The organism is Mongoliitalea daihaiensis, assembly GCF_021596945.1.
Lineage (GTDB): Bacteria > Bacteroidota > Bacteroidia > Cytophagales > Cyclobacteriaceae > Mongoliitalea > Mongoliitalea daihaiensis.
In genome coordinates this window covers 2,755,341-2,775,523 of the sequence record NZ_CP063779.1, presented here as the reverse complement: position 1 = coordinate 2,775,523, position 20,183 = coordinate 2,755,341, and the positions used below count along the sequence as shown (strand labels likewise).

The following is a 20,183-nucleotide window of genomic DNA, read 5'->3' as shown; positions in this document are numbered from 1 at the left end:
AGTTTAGATGGGGTCAACAAAAATCTAAAATCTGTTTAATTGAGCTCTAAAACCCGACCTCAAAGAGGTCACATGTTTATAGCTAACATCAACCCAACTAGCCTCATTCGACCCCAGTCGGGGTCGCACATACCCTAGACGCATTCCGTGCTATAAACATGTGATCCCGTTGGGATCAAGAGAAAATCGAAAAATTAGCGTCATAAAATGAATGAAATATGTACCCGACCTCAAAGAGGTCACATGTTTATAGCTAACATCAACCCAACTAGCCTCATTCGACCCCAGTCGGGGTCGCACATACCCAATACGTATTTCGGAAAATAAACATCTAATCCCCTTGAGATCTATACAAAATAAAAAAGACGGCCTTTCAGCCGTCTTTTTTCATTATCAATCATTCTCATTGAATCACTTCACATCAAATCGATCCAAATTCATCACTTTATCCCATGCTTTGATGAAATCCTTCACGAATTTCTCTTTGGAATCGTCTTGTGCATAGACTTCGGCGATGGCTCTTAATTGTGAGTTGGAACCGAATACCAAATCTACTCGGGTACCTGTCCACTTCACCTGACCGGTCTTTCTATCCCTACCTTCGAAGGTATCGGCTTCTTTGCTGGACTGATTCCACGCAATGCCCATATCCACCAAGTTTACAAAGAAATCATTGGTCAACTGACCTGGGGTATGGGTAAATACTCCATGGGTAGAACCATTGTAGTTGGCCCCCAAAGCTCGCATACCACCGACCAAGACAGTCATTTCAGGTGCACTTAAGGTCAGCAACTGTGCTTTATCTAGTAGCATTTCCTCATCAGGAACTGTGAAGGAAGCCTTTCTGTAATTTCTAAAGCCATCTGCTTCCGGATTCAATACTGCAAAAGATTCCACATCCGTCAATTCCTGGGTAGTATCATTTCTACCTGCTGTAAATGGAACCGTTACATCAAAACCAGCATCCTTAGCTGCTTTTTCAACTGCGGCACATCCGCCCAAAACAATCAAATCGGCTAAAGAAACTTTTTTATTGCCAGCCTGAGCAGCATTGAATTCCTGCTGTACTTTTTCCAAGGTTCCCAGTACTTTGCTTAATTGCTCGGGCATATTTACCTGCCAGAATTTCTGAGGTGCTAATCGGATACGCGCACCATTCGCACCACCTCTTAAGTCCGAACCTCTAAAGGTAGACGCAGCAGACCAAGCTGTGTACACTAGCTCGGAAACAGTCAGACCTGACGCGAGGATAGTTGCTTTCAAGGAGGCAACATCTGCATCATTGATCACTTCGAAATCTACCGCAGGAATTGGGTCTTGCCAGATCAAATCTTCGGCAGGAACTTCAGAACCTAAATAGCGGGTTTTTGGTCCCATGTCTCGATGCGTCAATTTAAACCAAGCCCTAGTAAAGGCATCGGCAAATTCTTCTGGATTTTTGTGGAAATGCTCAGAGATCTTGCGATAGGAAGGATCCTCACGCATAGCCATATCCGCAGTAGTCATCATGATACCCACTTTCAAAGAAGTATCTTCTGCATCCGGCGCATGATCTTCTGGCTTCAGATTTTTAGGAACCCACTGATGTGCTCCCGCGGGACTTTTGCTCAATTCCCACTCATAGCCAAACAATACATCGAAATAGCTCATATCCCAAGTAGTTGGTGTAGGCGTCCATGCACCTTCAATGCCTGAAGTGATGGCATCTCTACCCTTCCCACTCTTAAAAGAACTCTTCCATCCAAAGCCCATCTGCTCCATCGGTGCTCCTTCTGGTTCTACACCCACCAAAGCAGCATCTCCTGCACCATGAGCCTTTCCAAAGGTATGGCCACCTGCGGTCAAGGCTACGGTTTCATAATCATTCATTGCCATGCGAGCAAATGTCTCACGGATATCTTTTGCGGAAGCCAGTGGGTCTGGATTACCATCAGGTCCTTCTGGATTCACATAGATCAACCCCATCTGCACTGCTGCCAATGGATTCTCCAAATTTCTTTCTCCTGTGTAGCGCTTATTTCCTAACCAGGTATCCTCAGCTCCCCAGTAGATATCTTCTTCTGGCTGAAAAATATCTTCTCTACCTCCAGAGAAACCAAACGTTGGAAGTCCCATAGACTCAATTGCAACGTTTCCTGCCAAAATAAATAAGTCAGCCCAAGAGATCTTATTTCCATATTTCTGCTTGATTGGCCATAGCAATCTTCTAGCCTTATCCAAGTTGCCATTATCCGGCCAGCTATTCAAAGGAGCAAATCGCTGATTACCGGTGTTGGCACCTCCACGTCCATCTCCTGTACGATAAGTTCCTGCCGCATGCCAGGCCATTCGGATCATAAAGGGTCCATAATGACCATAATCAGCCGGCCACCAGTCCTGAGAAGTAGTCAAAACCTCCTCTAAGTCTTTTTTCAATTGTGGCAAATCTACTTTTTTGAATTCCTCGGCATAGTTAAAATCCTCTCCCAATGGATTAGACTTCGGCGTATGCTGATGCAAAATATTCAGATTCAATTGATTGGGCCACCAATCTTTATTCATAGTACCGCCCGCTCCTACTTTGGTATTTGCTCCGTGCATGACAGGACATTTGCCTGCAGCGCCATTACTTGCTTGAGTGGCATGATCGTGATGTTTATCCATAATTTTTTTGTTTATAGAGGGTTTATGTTTGCTAAAATAACAATTATTTTTCTGTATGCAAATTAAAATACGATTGATAAAATCTATAAACAATCGATTTTTTATGCATTGACGCTTGTAGCTTTACAAATAAACTTTTACCAGTGAACAAATTCACCAATTATTTAAGTTGAATTGAAACAAACGTTCATAGATAACTCTATATCCTACGGGAAAAACCCACTTGGGGGTTTAGCAAATGAAATTTTACTGGCTATTTCTTCTCTTTTCAAAAAACCAACACTCTAGATTTCTTAGTTACGCACAAAAGATTATATTTTTGTCGTATGCAAGATGCACTTTCATTAATCGTTTTAAATAGGCTTATCAGAGACACTTTAGATACTCAGCTTGAACCTAGCTATTGGGTGATTGCCGAGATAGGTGAACTCAAGGTGGGGCATAATGGTCATGCCTATTTAGAATTACTTGAAAAACAAGGGAATCAAACCTTGGCTAAAATTCGGGCAAACATTTGGTCATATAGTTACCGAGGCATTTCCTCCAAATTTGAACAAGCTACTGGTCAACGATTGCAAGCTTCGATGAAAATTTTGGCATTGGTTTCTGTAACCTTTCACGAAATTTATGGAATCAGCTTACATATCAAAGATGTAGATCCAAACTTCACGTTAGGAGAACGTGCGAAAAATAGGCAGGTCACCATAGACCGTCTACAACGAGAAGGATTGATCGATAAAAACAAACAACTCATACTCCCTTCTGTTCCTCAGCGAATTGCTGTCATCAGCTCTCCCAATGCTGCTGGTTACGAAGACTTTATCAATCAATTGGAAAATAATCCCTACGGCTACCAAATACACACCACCCTGTTTCCTGCCCTTATGCAAGGCGCAGAAGCAGCAACATCTATTCGAACTGCCCTACAAAAAGCTATTCTTGGGAAAAAGTTCCAGGCTATAGTAGTAGTCCGCGGGGGTGGGTCTTCGTTAGATCTTGAATGCTTTGATGAATATGAACTTGCTAGGGACTTGGCAGTGTGTCCTATTCCAGTTTTGACGGGAATTGGACATGAGCGAGATGAAAGCGTTGCGGACCTTGTCGCTCATACTAAACTTAAAACCCCCACCGCAGTAGCGGCTTTTCTATTGGATGGTTTTTTGGCATTTGAAGAACATATAGTTATGCTTCATAAACGAATGGAACGAAGTACGATGATGCAAACACAAAACAATTTTAAGCTCATCCAACAGCTGGGACTGTATGTGAAAAGTTTGGCAAGACAAGAATTGAAACAAGAGGAAAAAAGCATTGATCAGTTGCACTATCAAATCAAGTCTTGGAGTTTACAGGAGCTAAAAATTCAACAACTCAAAGTTCATGAACAAAGCTCCCTTCTATCCAAAACATGGGGCCAGTTAATCGAGAGAGAACAAAAAAGCCTTACTCAACTACAAAGAGACATCATTCGTTTAGATCCTGAAGAGCATTTTAAAAGAGGGTATACCCGATCAGAAATAAATGGAGTACCTTTGCACACTACTCAACCTAGGGCGGGCGATCAGTTGACAACCTACGGAATTAAACAAAAAATCGAAAGTATTATTAAATCAACAACCGATTATGGAAATTCAAAATCTTAGTTATGATTCAGCAATTAAGCGTATTCAGGAAATTGTAGAAACACTGGAAAAAGGAGAAAAGGGAATAGATGAGCTTACAGCATTGGTGAAAGAAGCCTCTGATCTCATGAAGTTTTGCAGAAAAAAGCTTCGCACAACAGAAGAGGAAGTTAATCTTGCCCTGGGTGACGATTTTGAAAATTAACAGCGCTTGCTATTTAAAACACGGGAGGGTTCAAGGTAATTAGCTCAAGCAGCTATTTTTTTCAAAACCAAAATTTTTTGGTCTCTAAATTGTAGAGATGAGTGTGATTCTATTTTTCTTATAATTAAACACCGGTTACAATGCAGTTACATCTTGCAAAGAATAGTTTTTTGATTTTAATCTTTTGGGGAGTAACTCTCACTCTTCATGCCCAAAGTTTTTATAAAGAATTGACTCCAAGAACAAGCGTGTTGTCAATAGGAGTTGGTCCCTCGTTTATTTATGCGGATAATGGGGCTCAATATCACCAAAAAAATTTCGAAATCAATCCTGCTGCAAGTATTGCTTACATACTTCGATTTCACAATCATTGGGGATTACAAACAACTACTGGTCTCCAAATTATTGAAAGCGGAGGAACCCCTGGCTTAGCCCCTATTAGACGATGGCAAGAGACTGGAGGAGCCTTTCGTTTCAATGGGCTTGCTTATTTTGCTGATGTTATGCCTACTTTCTACTTGATGCCATATTTCAATCACATGAACAGACCTTTAGTAAATATTTACGTCGGTACTGGCATCGGAATAATTCATGTGGACAGAAAGGAATATTTTAGCTTTGATCCATCCGAACAACCTAGCAAAGCAAGCATTACTAGCGGGTACATTCCTGTACGGGGAGGAATAGATTTAAAACTCAGTTCTTTTTCCGACTTAAGTTTAGAGGGCACTATTCTTTTTTCCTTTTCTGATTATTTAGATGGGAATGCCGGATATAATAGTTTTTATGATCATTTGTTTCAAATGCAAATCAAATACAAGTACTTGTTTAACAGAAAATAGAGATCACTTACTTGACTTTATACCACTCTACCGTACGTCCTATCATTGAAAAGCCTACAAAACCTCTGACTTCAAGGGTTTCATTGTTTTTCTTTTTGATCACACAGGAATAGCTCTTACCATTTCTAGGATCATAAATTTGCCCATTTTCCCAAGTACCATTCTTAAATTGAAAACCTTCAATCAATCTCATCCCTAGTATTGGCCTATTGCGCTTACTTTTATCCGTGTTATTAGTATCTAGTATAGGCTTTCCGTTTTCTGTAGGCTGCTCCAACCATACTACCTTTCCTGAGTACAGGTTTCCTTCTTTGAATATTTCGATTTTTGCATCCCGCTCTGTGGTGTACCATTCTCCTAAAATTTCATCTCCTTGCTGCGCAAATAAAGCTGATTGGATAAAAAAGAAAACGAATCCTAAGACGATTTTATTAAACATATGCATAAGTTTGTGGTAGTAAAAAGAGGCTTTTACACATACAAACGCATAAGTTTTCAAATTGTTAAACAGAATACTTTCCAAACTTTACAGAATTTTAGTACCATGCAGACCTACACTTGGGAAGGTATAGATTTTCAATTACTGCCTGAAAAGGCACTGTTTATTCCTGAGGATAAATGTCTTCTCCTGGCAGATACACACTTTGGCAAGGCCGCACATTTCAGAAAAGCAGGTATACCAATTCCAGAAAGTTTGCATCAGGAAGACCTATTGATTATTGAAAAACTTCTGAATACTTGGAGACCAAGCCACGTGTACTTTTTAGGGGATTTGTTTCATAGTGATCTGAATGAATCTTGGTTTGCATTGGAAGATTTTTTAGATCAATTTCCTGAGACTTGTTTTACACTTATCAAAGGTAACCATGATATCCTTCCTCCTGCTATTTATCAATCGACTCGATGGGAGATTGTGCCTGAAAAACTGGAGCTAGGAAAGTTGGTTTTAACACATGAACCTATGAAAGATGTTCCCTTAACAAAGTTTAACCTTTGTGGGCATATTCATCCGGGGATTCGATTGCATGGAAATGGCAGGCAAAGAATTTCGTTACCTTGCTTTTTTATCAGCCCAAATCAACTCATACTCCCTGCTTTTGGTAGATTTACAGGTCTCCACATACTTCCTTGTACCAAAAATAACCAAGCATACGTTGTTACAGGAAAGAAAGTAGTAGAAGCTAATTTAAAGGCTTAGATTTGTTTAATCGACCGTCCTGAGTAATTTTGACATTTATATTTTCAAACCATGAGCCGCAATCAAAGGAAAAAGACGAAACTAGGTAGATTCAAATTCGCCTCCGTGCTATTCAGCACTACACTATCGCTTTTTATTTTAGGTTTGTTTGGGGTGATTGTGATCCAAGCCAAAACCTTAACCAAGATTATCCGGGAAAATATTGAAGTACAAGTCTTCCTCAATAAAAATCTTAGCGAAAAAGATATCCAAAAGATCAGTGACATGCTAAAATCCAAACCCTACATCATCCAAAAAGAAGATGGGACGGGCTTTCAGTATATCTCTCAAGAGGAGGCTGCTAAGGAGTTTTTAGAAAGCACTGGGGAAGATTTCACGAAGTTTCTTGACGATAACCCATTAAGAGACTCCTTTACCTTGGCAATTGCTGAAGAATACCAAACTTCGGAACTCATTACTGATATTGTGGAGGAATTACGTTTGATTGATGGTGTATTTGAAGTAACATACATGGCTGATTTGGTGGAATCCATCAATCAAAATTTAACCAAAGTAGCCTTAGTGCTGGGAGGGTTTATTGTAATCTTGATTTTTACGGTCATTATGCTGATCAACAATACCATCAAGCTTGCACTATTCTCTCAACGATTCCTTATCAGAAGTATGCAATTGGTTGGGGCTACTCGTGGTTTTATCCGCATGCCGTTCCTATCACGTGCTTTTCTATTCGGAATAGCTTCGGGAATCCTAGCTTCTGCTCTTTTATACGGGATTATTGAATACATAAAAGCTAATATTGATGGTTTTGCGTTACTACAAGACTATACCCTACTGTATGGTTTATTTGGTAGCTTAGTCATCATTGGCGTAATACTTTCTGTATTTAGTACCTTACAAGCGGTTAACAAATATTTAAACATGTCTTTGGACGATCTATACTAAAATGGAACACTCTCATATGCCTTTTTCGAAAAAAAATTATCAATTGATGCTCATAGGACTTGCCATCATCACTTTGGGATTTGTGCTCATAGGTCTTGATAATGAACCTCATGGTTTTGGCTTTTTAGGTCTCGTGCTTGGACCCATCGTAACATTAGCAGGATTTATCTTCCAGTTTTACGCTATTTTCCATAAACCATCCAATAAGTAATCATGGATTTTATTGATGCAATCATCCTTGGAATCATTCAAGGATTGACTGAGTTTTTACCAGTTTCTTCCAGTGGACATCTTGAACTCGCTAGTGCCTTACTTGGCGATAGCAAATTGCCCGAGGAAAGTCTTTTATTCACTGTGGTACTGCATGCAGCTACTGCATTAGCCACCATTGTTGTTTTTAGAAAAGACATACTGGAGATTTTAGGAGGACTGATCAAGTTTAAGTGGAATGAGGAAACTCAATTCTCAGTAAAAATCATCCTATCCATGATCCCCGCAGTCATCATAGGCTTGTTTTTTGAAGAAGAATTGGAACAGTTTTTTGGGGGGAAAATCATGTTTGTAGGTTTTATGCTACTCGTAACCGCTACTCTGCTTTTTTTGGCAGATAAAGCAAAAAATACCAACAAAAATGTAGGGTTTACCAATGCTGTTTTGGTAGGTATTGCACAAGCTATCGCTATGTTACCAGGGATTTCCCGCTCAGGAGCCACTATTTCCGCATCAGTTCTCCTTGGAATTGATAAAAATAAGGCCGCTCGCTTTTCATTCTTAATGGTAGTCCCTTTGATTTTGGGAAAAATGGCCAAAGATATCTTGGATGGGGCTCTGACATACAACAGTGATAGTATTGGATATCTTTCGGTAGGTTTTGTAGCGGCATTTATATCCGGATATTTTGCATGTACCATCATGATTGCCCTCGTGCGCAAGAGTAAATTGACCTACTTTGCTATTTACTGTACCGTTGTTGGCTTGATTGCAATTGCCGCAGGATTCTACAATTCTTAATTTATTTCAATGGAACAAGTACCTTACGGAGAAGTTTTTTTGATCAATAAACCACTGGAATGGACTTCCTTTGATGTAGTCAAAAAAGTAAGAAATGCACTTCAAATAAAAAAAGTCGGACATGCAGGTACCTTAGACCCTTTGGCAACTGGCTTACTTATCGTTTGTGCAGGTAAGATGACCAAGTCCATTGAGCTCTTTATGGGCCAAGAAAAAGAATATACTGGTACTTTTGTTTTGGGAGCTACCACCGAAAGTTTTGACTTAGAAAAAGAAGTGATTGCAATTGCAGATCCCTCCCATATCACATTAGAAGACGTAAAAGATGCCGCAGCGAAGTTAACAGGAGATATCATGCAAATACCTCCCATGCATTCTGCTATCAAAATAGATGGGAAAAGGGTCTATGAAGCAGCAAGAAAGGGACAGGAAATACTCATTAACCCTCGGCCAGTGACAGTGTCAATTTTTGAAATTACAAAATTTGAAAACCCTGTCATTCACTTTCGGATTGTATGTAGCAAAGGAACATATATTAGAAGTTTAGCTCGTGACTTAGGAGTAAGCCTTGGTGTTGGAGCCTATATGTCCTCTCTTTGTCGAACAAGAATCGGTGATTTCCTGTTGGAAAATAGTGAAGACTTACCATCATTGATTTCAAAAATTAAGGAACGAGCCGTATGAGGATTTACGAAGGTTTAGCTGATTTTTCTCCTATCAAAAATGCCGTAGTGACAAGCGGTACATTTGATGGAGTTCATTTAGGCCATCAAAAAATCCTTCGTCGCATTCGTTCCATTGCTGATGAAATCGCTGGTGAAACTGTTTTGATCACATTTTGGCCTCATCCTAGGCTAGTTTTGCAACCAGAGAATCATCAATTACGCTTACTCAGTACTTTTGAAGAAAAGACAGCTCTTCTACGGAATGCTGGTATTGATCACTTACTAACCATTCCTTTCACTAGGGAATTCTCCAACCTCAGCTCCGAGGAGTTTATTCAAAAAATTCTGATTGACGGAATCAATACAGAAAAACTTGTAATTGGCTACGATCACCGCTTTGGAAAAAATAGAGAAGGAGGTTTTGATTACTTAAAGGCTAATTTGGCATACTACCCTTTTGACTTGGAAGAAATTGCAAGGGAAGATGTAGACGATGTAGGTGTATCGAGCACTAAGATCAGAAAAGCCCTAGAAGTAGGAAAAGTAGAGGTAGCCAACGAATATTTGGGAAGAGACTACGAGCTGAATGGGATCATCATCAAAGGGCAGCAATTGGGTCGATCTATTGGCTTCCCAACAGCCAATATCCATATCCCTCACGATTATAAACTAATCCCAGCTGACGGCGTATATGCAGTTGAAGTTCGTGTGGAAGGCCTTCGTTACCAAGGCATGTTGAATATCGGTAACCGTCCTACAGTCAATGGAAACTCACGCACAATAGAGGTAAATATATTTGAATTTAGCGGGGATTTATATGATAAACGTGTTAGCGTCTATTTAAAATCTTATCTTCGCTCAGAAGTAAAATTTGAAGGATTGGATTCATTGAAAGCTCAGTTGGAGCAGGACAGGTTAACAGCATTGCAAATATTGACCAATCAATTAACTAAATCCAAATAACACATGATCAATAAAACTGTAGCGAATGCAGCAGAAGCGGTAAAAGATGTTTTTTCCGACGATGTGCTGATGTTTGGCGGTTTTGGATTATCCGGATTACCGGAAAATTCCATAGCTGCACTCCTAGAAAAAGACCTGAGCGGCCTCACCTGTATTTCTAATAATGCTGGTGTAGATGATTTTGGTATCGGTCTGATGCTCAAAAAACGCATGGTTAAAAAAATGATTTCCAGCTATGTAGGTGAAAATGCTGAGTTTGAACGTCAGCTACTCAGCGGGGAGTTGGAAGTAGAATTGATCCCTCAAGGGACACTTGCAGAACGCGTACGTGCGGGAGGAGCAGGAATTCCTGCCTTTTTTACTCCTGCAGGTGTGGGTACAGAAGTGGCTGAGGGAAAAGAAATCCGTGAGTTTGATGGAAAATTATACTTGATGGAAAGATGGCTGAGAGCTGACTTTTCATTTGTGAAAGCTTGGAAAGGAGATACTGCTGGTAACCTGATCTTCAAAGGAACTGCCAGAAACTTTAATCCTATGATGGCTGCTGCAGGAAGAATTACAATCGCTGAGGTGGAAGAATTGGTTCCGGCTGGCGAGTTGGATCCTAATCAAATCCATACCCCTGGAATTTATGTGCAACGGATATTCCAAGGTGTAAACTACGAGAAGAGAATCGAACAACGAACCATCAGAAAATCCTAAGAGCCATGTTATCAAAAGATCAAATAGCCCAACGCATCGCCCGAGAGGTGAAAGGAGGACAATACATCAATCTAGGCATTGGAATCCCTACTTTAGTAGCCAACTACATTCCTGAAGACTTGGAGGTAGTATTACAGTCAGAGAATGGCTTGTTAGGGATCGGTCCATTTCCTACGGAGGATGCCATTGATCCCGACTTAATCAATGCTGGGAAGCAGACCATTACCATGGCCAAAGGTTCGGCTTTATTCAGTTCTGCGGAGTCGTTTGCGATGATTCGTGGGGGTCATGTTCAGTTGACCATTCTAGGTGCCATGGAAGTCTCTGAAAATGGAGATATCGCCAACTGGAAAATCCCTGGAAAGATGGTGAAGGGCATGGGAGGAGCGATGGATTTGGTAGCATCCGCCGATAATATCATCGTAGCCATGCAGCATTGCAGTAAGGATGGTAAATCCAAATTATTGAAAGAATGTAGCCTTCCGATTACGGGTATTCGTTGTGTGAAGAAAATTGTATCCGATCTAGCAGTGCTTGATGTACTTCCTGAGGGAGGTTTCAAATTATTGGAACGTGCACCAGGAATCAGCGTAGAAGAAATCATTGCCAAGACAGAAGGTAGACTGATTGTAGAAGGTGAAATTCCTGAAATGAAATTTGATTAGTTAATCCACGGTATACATTAAAAAAACCGAGCCGCAGAGCTCGGTTTTTACTTTTTACACCTTTTTTGGAGGAAGGTCAAATGCAACCGCTGTATGTTCAAAACCATTGCGATGAGAGCCATCACAAAATGGTTTATTGTTGGAAAGTCCACATCTGCAAAGTCCTAAAACCGTCCTACCTTGAAGACCATAAGTGTTCCCTTGGTTATCGACTATCTCGAAGTCCCCTTCAATCTTAAGAGAACCATTTGGATTAACTGTTATTTTTGTTGACATCGTGCGTAATTTTTTATCCAAATACGCTAAAGAATCCCTAATTTCAAACACTCAACGTAAATGATTTGGGAAATAACTTAGTTTGGTCTCGGAACAAGTATCCTAGAAGTCAAGTATGAAACACCATTTCGAATAGGTACACCTCCGAGATTTACGATTACCTCACCACCAGATCCATCTACTACAAATCCCCTCGGGGGAGCGGTTGTTCGTCGCAGCACTATTGGTAAGCCTGATATAGTTCTAAATAGGTGATCCCCTTCTGGAAGATTATCAAACCGAACTACCTCATTGATGACATGATAGGATAAAAATTCCTCTAAAGTCTCTTTTCCTACTATCTCAATAGCCTCTTCCACTGAATCTGCATTATTCGCCTCGCGAAAAGCCAGAAAAGCAGCAGGTGAAGGTTCAAATAATGTAATTCCTTGAATTTGCTCCAATGACTCCCAAAACTCAGGAATAGCATCCAAAAACAGATCCATATCCGTATTTTGAAGATTTCTTAGATGTTCGGTTAATGTAAGTTCTTGTTCCTCAACCTCAGCCTGTGGTTCATCATCTGAAACACAAGCACCCAATGTAGTAAATCCAAGAACTACCAATAAACTGAAGTAATTTTTTAGGTTTAGCATACTATTTATTCGTTGGTTTATGAATTAATAATCGAATAAAATAGCCAAAGGTTACAAATTTGACTAAAAAAAACACCAAATCTTAATTGATACCCAGAAAGGATACTAACGCTGACTTGGTGAATCACTAAATTTTACTTGTAAATTTGACGTGGCTATTGAAAGTCTTCTGCTGCGTCAAACGCTGCTATCAATGGAATTTTTTTACTTTTTCTTGCTCTGCAACTGTTGAGAAATCTTTACTCAATCGCTCGGCATAATCATCCAATAACTGTAAAACCCGCTCTTTAGAATCGGACTTGACAATCAAGCCTGCATGATAGTCTAATGGAACTCTAAAGCAAACTTCCGAATCACTGAACCCAGAGAGATCTGGATGTTGAAACTTGGAAAGTGTCAACACAATACCTGCATATCCCTTTTTGACAGATGGCAAGGTGTACGAGAGATTTTTAACCTTAGCATCTTCTATTCTGGCCCACTCAGCCCACAAACTTATATCTGAAGCAGCTTCTACCATCTCAGCAAGATGTGCACCTCCTACTCTGGATGAAGTTTCTAAAAAGTAAATTTTTCCATCTTCCCTTCCTTTGATAAACTCTGTATGAGCTGCACCGCTTTTCATCCCAAAAGCCTTCATGACTTGCTTATTGGCTTTTTGGATAGCCTTGTCATCAGCAGAACCATACGCTACATTAGCACTCCGGAAAATACCACCACCTTGAGAAATCTCCATCGGTGTAGCTAAATAGCGAGAAACTGTGCAGAAAATTACTTTATCATCTAAATTTAAGCTATCAGCATGGTACACATCACCAGGCATAAATTGCTCTACTAAATAGCGAACACGGTTATCCCCTAATTCGTGAATAGTTGCCCAAAGGCTATCCTTATCATGCACTTTAATGATACCATGTGCAGAAGCCTCAGAACGAGGTTTCAATACCCATGGAGCTGGAACAGTATCTGCAAAATGATTAATTTCTTCATCGTTGAAAAGCGGAGAAAAAGGAGGAACCAACACTCCTTCATCTTTGGCTTTCATACGCATTGCCAGCTTATCCCGGAAATACCTTCCAGTGGTCTGACCCATACCCGGAATCCGTAAGCTTTCCCGTAAGAAAGTGGCTTTTTCTACGTCATAATCATCCAAAGCTACGATTGCATCAATCTTATTCGCCTTCATTACACCCGCCACGCCTATCAGCAACCGATCTAGATCCCAATCCAAGTCCTGACCAGGCATGTAAAAAACCTCGTCAAGATCTTCGTGTGGCCAAGGACTATCTTTCAATTTTTCTGTAGTCACCAAGAACACTTTGTTCCCAGCTTTTTTCAAGGATGATAGAAAAGCACCTCCTTTAAAATAATTGGAGATACATAAAAAGGTTTTATGGTTGTCACTCATGGTTATAAATTTTCCAACAATTTAAGGAATAAATGCACACCGTACGCAGTTGCATGCTTGGTTTTTGCAAATTCTGAATCTCCAAATGCTGTCCCAGCAATATCTATATGAGCATATGCCGGATGTTTTTCAGTAAAAAACTCCAAAAATTTAGCCGCAGTAATTGCTCCAGCAAATGGTTTTCCATGGTAGTTTTTGATATCAGCTATCTCTGAATCCATTTCTGATTGATAGCTATCCCACATAGGCAAAGGCCACATCCGCTCCCCCACTGCATCCCCTGCCTTTTGCAAATCTTTGACTAATGAATCATTTTTTGAAAACAAAGCAGCACAAGAATAACCGAATGTACCAACTGTACTCCCTGTCAAAGTAGCAAAATCAATCAATATTTCCGGAGCATAATTTTTCACCATATAACTCAATCCATCTGCCAAAATCAAGCGGCCTTCTGCATCAGTATCTATCACTTCAATGGTCTTTCCACTGTAACTTCCAATGACATCTGAAGGTAGATAGGCGTTGGAGTCAATTGCATTTTCTACACAGGGAACAATTGCTGTCAGTCTATGAGGCACCTTTAAAGATGCGGCTAATTGCATGGCTCCTAAAACAGTAGCTGCCCCCCCCATGTCACACTTCATATGGACCATCCCTTGGGTTTTGATATTTAAGCCTCCTGTATCAAAAGTGACCCCTTTACCTACTAAGCCAATATGCTTTTCGGGGTTTTCAGGCACATAGTCAAGAATGATAAATCGAGGAGGACGATTGCTTGCCCGACCTACTGCTAAAAATGCATGAAGCCCTTTTTCCAGCGCCTGATGTTCATCAAATACTTCAACTGCTACATTATACTGGGCACCCATACGATTAGCCCAGTCAGCCAAGTATTGAGGAGTTACCGTATTGGCTGGTAGATCTACTAGCTTGAACGTCTCCAATTGCGCATGGGCTATTTTTTCACCTCTGTCGATAGCTTCTTCCGTTTGAGAGATATTGCTCAAACATACAAAAGAAACCATGTCCAAATGATTAGACCCAAGATCATCTGTCTTAAAATGAGACAAACGATACGAACCTAACTTTAATCCTGAAACTGCTGCTTCTAGGAACCAATCCTCAGAAAAATTGGATAAATCAAGTACAATTTCACCCTCTAATAAGGATGATTGCTTGGCTGTCAATCTACGAAAACTATTTTGAATAGTCTTAAATTCAGGCGAGCTACCCAACCCCACAAAAATAAACAAGCGTCCATCTTGAACTAATGAGTATACCGTGTCTTTTTTACCCGTAAAAAGGGAACTTTTGAGTTCCAAAGATTGATCATTCCATGAATATCGGATGCTATCCGCTTCTACACAAGGAATAATAATTGTGTTGGAAACCGATTTTGCAGTCTCCAGGTATATTGAAAATTTCATAGCATATATTTTTATTCTTCTTCTAAATCACCTAGCTCATCCCCTGCCCGGTCTGCAAAAAACAGCCACTCCACTGCTTTTGGGAATTCATCACTCCAATAAGTTTCAGAGTGCTTTCCCTCCATATTAATCGAAAGCTGTATATTCATGTTGGCCTGAGCGGCTTCATGTTTCAATAATTTTTTGCGGAATTTCTTGACATGTTTGACCATCGTCTCTGATTCATCCCCTCCTGCATAGAGATAAATTTTAGTTTCCATAGGCTCAAAAACATCCAAAAAAGAAAATTTCAATTTTGGAATAACCCAAAGCGAGGGGGAAAACACCATTAACTTACCAAATACCTCCGGATACATAAGACCAGAAAAAATAGTAATCAATCCACCCATCGAACTACCTCCAATTCCTGTGAACTCACGTTCAGGCTTGGTACGAAAACTTTTATCCACAAAAGGCTTTAAGGTGTCGGCCAAAAAACGCATATACTTTTTCCCCTGCCCCTCTCCTAATAGCGTTTTTCCAACATTGTATTCTATAACCCGCTCCTTTTCTGCATGTTCTACAGCAATGACAATGATCTTTCCAATACCATAGTCGGACATAACGGCCAACTTCTTATCTATTTGCCAATTTCCGTAAGGCGAATTTTCATTGAATAAATTTTGTGCATCCTGCAAATACAAGACTGGATAATGCTCCTCCGAAGTATCGTAATCATGTGGCAATAGTGCCCACACCTTACGTTTTTTCTTCAATTGAGGAATTTCAAAGCCATCCGAAATCAAATGAACTCGTGGTAATTGAGAAGGTCTGTATGGCAACCAGTTTTTACGCCAGCGAGGAACAAACTCTTGTTGAATACCTGTAGTTTTTCGACAAGAACGGTTGGGGGTTTTATTACCATAGCGATCAATCTCTACTTCTGACCAGTCCCCTTTGGTAAATTTGTAAATCAATTCCTCCGGAAAAATAAAATCAGGAGAAAATTGGTAGCTATATTCACCTGTCTCCAAACGCTTCATCATGTAGCGTCTATCCTGCGTCTGCCAATTGTTAAAATTGCCTGATAAATAGACTGGACGATGATCATCTTCACCTGTTTGGAGCAGAATAATCAGTCGATCTGAAGTCTCCATATCATCGGGTGTGGCTTGGATAGACTGTGGGCTATCTGATTGCATGAATACGCGTTTGTTAAATTACTAGTTAGAATCTTACTGGTGACAACCTGTTCAAAGGTTCTTGAATCATGATATAAGACTCACCTTCCTTCGCATGGCAGGCATTACAGGCAGATGTAAAAGCTTGGAAACCTTTAATAAACATTTCTTTATCTTTTGCTTCAATGATTTCCTCTATTGCAGGGATCGCTTCTTCCATAAAGGCTTCCGCAGAGGCTGCACGAACAGGCCTTCTTTTCAATCCATCCTCCATCGCTTCAATGATATGCTCGATTTGATGCTCTGCATATCCCCAGTTCTCATCCATCCCTGCCCAATACAGTTCAGAGTATCTGTAAGAAACCTCCACCATAGTTTTACTAAAACCACCTAATTGATGGGCTATTTCATCAAATTTTTCATCATTGGTTCCTGAAAGCCATCCATCTTCTCCATGAGAAGAGGTGCTATCTGTTTGACTAGGTTGACAATACTGAAATAGCACAAGTGCTGCAGCTGCAAATAGATATTTTTTCATGGTATTATTAAGGTGTTTTTTAATTGCAATGAGTGAACAGCGGCAACTCCCGCCGTTTCAGTTCGAAGTCTAGATCTCCCAAGTGAACAGGGAAGAAAGTGATAATCAAAGGCCATAGCTACTTCTTCTTTTGAAAAGTCTCCTTCTGGTCCTATTAAGACAATATAGGATTGATTTGGTTCAGCTTTCTCATACAAATGTCGGGTATTATCCTCGTCCAAATAAGCAATGAAGCGCTGATAGCTGTCCAATCTAGACTCTTTTAAGATTTCTTCTAAAGGTCTTAAGCCATTAAGAATAGGGAAATGGAATTTCAAACTTTGCTTACAAGCCGCAATCATTTTCTTTTCCAATCGATCCATTTTTAAGAATACCCGTTCGGAGTGTTTGGATTCAATAAATGAGATTTCATGAACTCCGATCTCTGTAATCTTTTCCAACATCCACTCCATACGGTCGAGGTTTTTTGTTGGACAGATAGCCAAATGTATGTAAAAATCATCTTGAGGTTGATATAAGCGCTGCTCAACTATAATCTTTGCTCTTTTAGGATCAGCATCCAAGATGGCTCCATGTACCAAACAACCCTTTCCGTCTGTAAACTGCACTTGATCACCTTTAGTTTTACGCAGTACTTTGATCAAATGGCGGGATTCCTCTTGATCGAGTTCAAAAGTACTATCTAAAGATTTTTCGTGGTAGAACAGCTGCATAAGTTAGAAAGGAAATACTCGTTGTGTACGTGTACTATTAAATACAACATCAGGCTTTAAAAATACGCAGTCTTATCGGGAGTGCCAATCAAATGAGGGGATAAAAAAAAGCGCAGTTCTTGAGAAACTGCGCTTTTGATCACTAACCTTTATAAACTAATTAACCTTTTATTAATTTCTTAGCCTTTGGAGATTTCCATATTTACGGTTTTGCCCTTGATGGTATTATTTTTCATCACTTTGATGATATGATCCGCATCCTTGGATGGCACATCTACAAATGAGAAGTTATCAAAGATATCAATCCCTCCGATACTTCTACCAGAAACACCTGATTCTCCAGCAATAGCACCTACAATATCATTGGGACGTACACGGTCTTTTTTACCTAGATTGATAAATAGTCGCGCCATTCCCGGCTCTCTAACTGCTTTTTCTCTTGAACCTCTTCTTTCAGGACGATCCCCGCTTCTTTCAGAACGCTCAGTTCGCTCACGACGAGCACCTCTTTCTGGTCTGCTACCTCTTTCAGAACGATCACGTTCTCTTCCACCACGCTCAGTACGCTCTCTGCTGCTTCGCTCTCTTCCAAGATCAATTTCAAAGTTTTGATCTTCCATCTCATGAACAGCATCAGCCATTTGGATTTTGATCAATCCCATCATCACTTGTTCCATTGTCAAGCCTTCAGCAAGCATTTGACCAATGGTTTCTTCATAGAAACTATTGTCATCTTCCTTGCTCAATTGCGTATACACATCCTTTATCAATTGATCCTTCTTCAGTTGGATCAAATCCTTGACGCTCGGAGGAGACATTTTGGTGATAGAAGTCTTGATAAACTTTTCCAAATCTCTCAATTTGAACATGTCTTTTCTACCAGTTGCAAAACTGATAGCAGCTCCAGACTTACCAGCACGACCTGTTCTTCCGATTCTGTGTACGTAGTTTTCCTCATCCAATGGCAAATCGTAGTTGAAAACTGCTTCTACGTTGTCTACATCTATACCTCTTGCCGCTACATCCGTAGCAACTAATACAGATACATGACCTTTACGGAATTTAGCCATCACTTTGCTTCGCTGTGCTTGGGATAAATCTCCGTGCAAAGCTTCAGCCATGATTCCTCTTGCAATTAACTCTTCTGTTACTTCATCTGTTGTACGCTTTGTGTTGCAGAATACAACACTTAAAGCAAACTGATTTAAGTTAATTAATCGAGACATCAACTCAAGCTTCAATGGGGACTTCACCTCATAATATACTTGAGAGATATTTTCTACCGTTAGTTCTTTTCTTAAAACCTTAACGATTTCCGGATTATTTTGATATTTCTTAGTCAAATCCAAGATAGGCTTAGCCATCGTGGCAGAGAAAAATACCGTTTGTCTTTCATCTGGACAGTCGCTCAAGATTCTTTCGATATCGTCTCTGAAACCCATATCCAACATTTCATCCGCTTCGTCCAACACGATCATACCTACGTGTTCCAGTTTTAGTGTACCACGCTCCATGTGATCCATGATACGGCCTGGTGTACCGACTACAATCTGAACTCCTTTTCTTAAGGATTTGATTTGCCTGTCGATTGCTTCTCCACCGTAAATACAAGTGGAAGAAAGACCTCTTTTATATTTAGCTAATTTTACGATCTCTCCTTCTACTTGTACAGCAAGTTCACGAGTAGGACATAAAATAAGCGCCTGAGGCTTGTTGAAAGACACATCTATTTGATCAATGATAGGAATAGCAAAAGAAGCTGTCTTACCAGTTCCAGTTTGCGCCTGTCCAATGACATCACGCCCGCTAAGCAACAAAGGGATAGATTGTGTTTGAATGGTAGAAGGATGGGTATAGCCCATATCTTCTACTGCCTTAAGGATCTCTGCGGATACCCCAAGGTCTGAGAATAATAATTCTTTTTCCATGAAATTTGCCTTACTTTTCTCAACCATGTACTCCTGAAGTAACCCAAGTCAAGCGACAGTAAGGAACCACGGTTAGAAAAATGTTATTGTTTAATTCGGGTGCAAAGTTAAAGACAATAATTTGTATTACCAAACAACGATTAAAAACTTTTAGAATATTGTTAGGTTAAACAGCTGCATTTTTTTTAAAAATTTTGTAATGACACGCAAGAAGCAATAAAGGCCAAAGCTTATTTCATTTGCTTGGCCTTTACCTTTAGAGATTACATATACTTCGCTGAGAGATTATTTACCGTAGAAATATATTCTTCTTCGGCCTCTTGCTTATCTTTTCCTTTCAAAGCTAGCCAAGCATTGTATTTGGCCGCTGCTACAAAATCAAATCCTCCGGGACGTTCGCCTGTGTTGTCTCCCTCGGTTGCTTGTTTGTAAAGACTATATAATTTAAGCAGCTCTTCATTGGAAGGCTTGCTTGTAAATTTTTTAGTCAACGCTACTGCGTCTTCTAATGTAATTGCGCTCATAAGAAACTCATTTAATATTTTTGGGTTTCCAAATATACATAAATTTTTCACTTCCTATCAAGTGGAAATGGGGTAAAAAAAGAAAGGCCTTGTTACCATATAACAGGCCTTTCTTT

22 protein-coding genes are annotated in these 20,183 nt (G+C 40.0%); 11 read left to right on the top strand and 11 right to left on the bottom strand.

Annotated elements, in window-relative coordinates; translation table 11 throughout:
- Positions 1–411: 411 nt before the first annotated feature.
- Positions 412–2,643: a catalase/peroxidase HPI gene (gene katG, locus IPZ59_RS11685; protein ID WP_236136227.1), complete on the bottom strand. Its 2,232-nt coding sequence runs from the start codon at positions 2,641–2,643 to the stop codon at positions 412–414.
- A 326-nt stretch (positions 2,644–2,969) separates the two neighbouring features.
- Here katG and xseA point away from each other — a divergent pair, with 326 nt between their 5' ends.
- From xseA to IPZ59_RS11670, 3 genes are all read left to right on the top strand, one after another.
- Positions 2,970–4,286, top strand: coding sequence for an exodeoxyribonuclease VII large subunit (gene xseA / locus IPZ59_RS11680; RefSeq protein ID WP_236136226.1), 1,317 nt, complete (start codon positions 2,970–2,972; stop codon positions 4,284–4,286).
- A complete protein-coding gene (gene xseB / locus IPZ59_RS11675; protein WP_236136225.1) occupies positions 4,267–4,470 on the top strand; it encodes an exodeoxyribonuclease VII small subunit in 204 nt (67 codons plus the stop codon). The genes xseA and xseB overlap by 20 nt, the downstream gene beginning before the upstream one ends.
- 140 nt (positions 4,471–4,610) lie before the next feature.
- Positions 4,611–5,312, top strand: coding sequence for a hypothetical protein (locus tag IPZ59_RS11670; RefSeq protein WP_236136224.1), 702 nt, complete (start codon positions 4,611–4,613; stop codon positions 5,310–5,312).
- 7 nt (positions 5,313–5,319) lie between these two features.
- Here the strand turns inward: IPZ59_RS11670 and IPZ59_RS11665 are convergent, their stop codons facing one another.
- Positions 5,320–5,751, bottom strand: coding sequence for a DUF2147 domain-containing protein (locus IPZ59_RS11665; protein WP_236136223.1), 432 nt, complete (start codon positions 5,749–5,751; stop codon positions 5,320–5,322).
- On the opposite strand from IPZ59_RS11665, the gene pdeM reads away from it, so the two are divergent.
- The 8 genes from pdeM to IPZ59_RS11625 are packed head-to-tail and all read left to right on the top strand — an operon-like array spanning position 5,752 to position 11,458.
- Positions 5,752–6,510, top strand: coding sequence for a ligase-associated DNA damage response endonuclease PdeM (pdeM, locus tag IPZ59_RS11660; protein ID WP_236136222.1), 759 nt, complete (start codon positions 5,752–5,754; stop codon positions 6,508–6,510). It abuts the gene before it with no gap.
- Between the two features lie 51 nt (positions 6,511–6,561).
- Complete coding sequence (locus IPZ59_RS11655; RefSeq protein WP_236136221.1) at positions 6,562–7,452, top strand: cell division protein FtsX; 891 nt, start codon at positions 6,562–6,564, stop codon at positions 7,450–7,452.
- Between the two features lie 16 nt (positions 7,453–7,468).
- Positions 7,469–7,663, top strand: a complete 195-nt coding sequence (locus IPZ59_RS11650; RefSeq protein WP_236136220.1) for a DUF3098 domain-containing protein — start codon at positions 7,469–7,471, stop codon at positions 7,661–7,663.
- A 2-nt stretch (positions 7,664–7,665) separates the two neighbouring features.
- Positions 7,666–8,463, top strand: a complete 798-nt coding sequence (locus IPZ59_RS11645; RefSeq protein WP_236136219.1) for an undecaprenyl-diphosphate phosphatase — start codon at positions 7,666–7,668, stop codon at positions 8,461–8,463.
- A 9-nt stretch (positions 8,464–8,472) separates the two neighbouring features.
- Entirely contained in the window at positions 8,473–9,147 is a 675-nt protein-coding gene (truB, locus tag IPZ59_RS11640; protein WP_236136218.1) for a tRNA pseudouridine(55) synthase TruB, read from the top strand.
- The gene (locus IPZ59_RS11635) at positions 9,144–10,091 is read left to right on the top strand and encodes a bifunctional riboflavin kinase/FAD synthetase (RefSeq protein WP_236136217.1); all 948 of its coding nucleotides are present in this window, start codon (positions 9,144–9,146) and stop codon (positions 10,089–10,091) included. The genes truB and IPZ59_RS11635 overlap by 4 nt, the downstream gene beginning before the upstream one ends.
- A gap of 3 nt (positions 10,092–10,094) precedes the next feature.
- A complete protein-coding gene (locus IPZ59_RS11630) occupies positions 10,095–10,793 on the top strand; it encodes a CoA transferase subunit A (protein WP_236136216.1) in 699 nt (232 codons plus the stop codon).
- Positions 10,794–10,798: 5 nt separating this feature from the next.
- Complete coding sequence (locus IPZ59_RS11625; RefSeq protein WP_236136215.1) at positions 10,799–11,458, top strand: 3-oxoacid CoA-transferase subunit B; 660 nt, start codon at positions 10,799–10,801, stop codon at positions 11,456–11,458.
- A 54-nt stretch (positions 11,459–11,512) separates the two neighbouring features.
- On the opposite strand, the gene IPZ59_RS11620 is transcribed toward IPZ59_RS11625, so the two are convergent.
- The 9 genes from IPZ59_RS11620 to IPZ59_RS11580 all read right to left on the bottom strand — a co-directional run bounded on the left by IPZ59_RS11620 (position 11,513) and on the right by IPZ59_RS11580 (position 20,067).
- On the bottom strand, positions 11,513–11,734 hold the full coding sequence (locus tag IPZ59_RS11620; protein ID WP_236136214.1) for a CDGSH iron-sulfur domain-containing protein: 222 nt from the start codon (positions 11,732–11,734) through the stop codon (positions 11,513–11,515).
- 77 nt (positions 11,735–11,811) lie between these two features.
- Complete coding sequence (locus IPZ59_RS11615; RefSeq protein WP_236136213.1) at positions 11,812–12,369, bottom strand: fasciclin domain-containing protein; 558 nt, start codon at positions 12,367–12,369, stop codon at positions 11,812–11,814.
- Between the two features lie 190 nt (positions 12,370–12,559).
- Entirely contained in the window at positions 12,560–13,777 is a 1,218-nt protein-coding gene (locus IPZ59_RS11610) for an ATP-grasp domain-containing protein (RefSeq protein ID WP_236136212.1), read from the bottom strand.
- A gap of 2 nt (positions 13,778–13,779) precedes the next feature.
- The gene (locus IPZ59_RS11605) at positions 13,780–15,204 is read right to left on the bottom strand and encodes a leucyl aminopeptidase family protein (protein WP_236136211.1); all 1,425 of its coding nucleotides are present in this window, start codon (positions 15,202–15,204) and stop codon (positions 13,780–13,782) included.
- 11 nt (positions 15,205–15,215) lie between these two features.
- Positions 15,216–16,385 carry an alpha/beta hydrolase gene (locus tag IPZ59_RS11600; RefSeq protein ID WP_236136210.1) on the bottom strand — a complete coding sequence of 390 codons (1,170 nt, stop codon included), beginning with the start codon at positions 16,383–16,385 and terminating at the stop codon, positions 15,216–15,218.
- 25 nt (positions 16,386–16,410) lie between these two features.
- The gene (locus IPZ59_RS11595; protein ID WP_236136209.1) at positions 16,411–16,902 is read right to left on the bottom strand and encodes a hypothetical protein; all 492 of its coding nucleotides are present in this window, start codon (positions 16,900–16,902) and stop codon (positions 16,411–16,413) included.
- A complete protein-coding gene (locus IPZ59_RS11590) occupies positions 16,899–17,615 on the bottom strand; it encodes a 16S rRNA (uracil(1498)-N(3))-methyltransferase (RefSeq protein ID WP_236136208.1) in 717 nt (238 codons plus the stop codon). Before IPZ59_RS11590 ends, IPZ59_RS11595 begins: the two co-directional genes overlap by 4 nt.
- A 179-nt stretch (positions 17,616–17,794) precedes the next feature.
- Positions 17,795–19,543 carry a DEAD/DEAH box helicase gene (locus IPZ59_RS11585; RefSeq protein ID WP_236136207.1) on the bottom strand — a complete coding sequence of 583 codons (1,749 nt, stop codon included), beginning with the start codon at positions 19,541–19,543 and terminating at the stop codon, positions 17,795–17,797.
- Between the two features lie 263 nt (positions 19,544–19,806).
- A complete protein-coding gene (locus tag IPZ59_RS11580) occupies positions 19,807–20,067 on the bottom strand; it encodes an acyl-CoA-binding protein (RefSeq protein ID WP_236136206.1) in 261 nt (86 codons plus the stop codon).
- Positions 20,068–20,183 lie beyond the last annotated feature (116 nt).

What these genes read in the sequence shown, in the direction of transcription:
- katG (WP_236136227.1), bottom strand. Translation starts at nt 2,643, where the DNA reads ATGGATAAACATCACGATCATGCCACTCAAGCAAGTAATGGCGCTGCA.
- xseA (WP_236136226.1), top strand. Translation starts at nt 2,970, where the DNA reads ATGCAAGATGCACTTTCATTAATCGTTTTAAATAGGCTTATCAGAGAC.
- xseB (WP_236136225.1), top strand. Translation starts at nt 4,267, where the DNA reads ATGGAAATTCAAAATCTTAGTTATGATTCAGCAATTAAGCGTATTCAG.
- IPZ59_RS11670 (WP_236136224.1), top strand. Translation starts at nt 4,611, where the DNA reads ATGCAGTTACATCTTGCAAAGAATAGTTTTTTGATTTTAATCTTTTGG.
- IPZ59_RS11665 (WP_236136223.1), bottom strand. Translation starts at nt 5,751, where the DNA reads ATGTTTAATAAAATCGTCTTAGGATTCGTTTTCTTTTTTATCCAATCA.
- pdeM (WP_236136222.1), top strand. Translation starts at nt 5,752, where the DNA reads ATGCATAAGTTTGTGGTAGTAAAAAGAGGCTTTTACACATACAAACGC.
- IPZ59_RS11655 (WP_236136221.1), top strand. Translation starts at nt 6,562, where the DNA reads ATGAGCCGCAATCAAAGGAAAAAGACGAAACTAGGTAGATTCAAATTC.
- IPZ59_RS11650 (WP_236136220.1), top strand. Translation starts at nt 7,469, where the DNA reads ATGCCTTTTTCGAAAAAAAATTATCAATTGATGCTCATAGGACTTGCC.
- IPZ59_RS11645 (WP_236136219.1), top strand. Translation starts at nt 7,666, where the DNA reads ATGGATTTTATTGATGCAATCATCCTTGGAATCATTCAAGGATTGACT.
- truB (WP_236136218.1), top strand. Translation starts at nt 8,473, where the DNA reads ATGGAACAAGTACCTTACGGAGAAGTTTTTTTGATCAATAAACCACTG.
- IPZ59_RS11635 (WP_236136217.1), top strand. Translation starts at nt 9,144, where the DNA reads ATGAGGATTTACGAAGGTTTAGCTGATTTTTCTCCTATCAAAAATGCC.
- IPZ59_RS11630 (WP_236136216.1), top strand. Translation starts at nt 10,095, where the DNA reads ATGATCAATAAAACTGTAGCGAATGCAGCAGAAGCGGTAAAAGATGTT.
- IPZ59_RS11625 (WP_236136215.1), top strand. Translation starts at nt 10,799, where the DNA reads ATGTTATCAAAAGATCAAATAGCCCAACGCATCGCCCGAGAGGTGAAA.
- IPZ59_RS11620 (WP_236136214.1), bottom strand. Translation starts at nt 11,734, where the DNA reads ATGTCAACAAAAATAACAGTTAATCCAAATGGTTCTCTTAAGATTGAA.
- IPZ59_RS11615 (WP_236136213.1), bottom strand. Translation starts at nt 12,369, where the DNA reads ATGCTAAACCTAAAAAATTACTTCAGTTTATTGGTAGTTCTTGGATTT.
- IPZ59_RS11610 (WP_236136212.1), bottom strand. Translation starts at nt 13,777, where the DNA reads ATGAGTGACAACCATAAAACCTTTTTATGTATCTCCAATTATTTTAAA.
- IPZ59_RS11605 (WP_236136211.1), bottom strand. Translation starts at nt 15,204, where the DNA reads ATGAAATTTTCAATATACCTGGAGACTGCAAAATCGGTTTCCAACACA.
- IPZ59_RS11600 (WP_236136210.1), bottom strand. Translation starts at nt 16,385, where the DNA reads ATGCAATCAGATAGCCCACAGTCTATCCAAGCCACACCCGATGATATG.
- IPZ59_RS11595 (WP_236136209.1), bottom strand. Translation starts at nt 16,902, where the DNA reads ATGAAAAAATATCTATTTGCAGCTGCAGCACTTGTGCTATTTCAGTAT.
- IPZ59_RS11590 (WP_236136208.1), bottom strand. Translation starts at nt 17,615, where the DNA reads ATGCAGCTGTTCTACCACGAAAAATCTTTAGATAGTACTTTTGAACTC.
- IPZ59_RS11585 (WP_236136207.1), bottom strand. Translation starts at nt 19,543, where the DNA reads ATGGAAAAAGAATTATTATTCTCAGACCTTGGGGTATCCGCAGAGATC.
- IPZ59_RS11580 (WP_236136206.1), bottom strand. Translation starts at nt 20,067, where the DNA reads ATGAGCGCAATTACATTAGAAGACGCAGTAGCGTTGACTAAAAAATTT.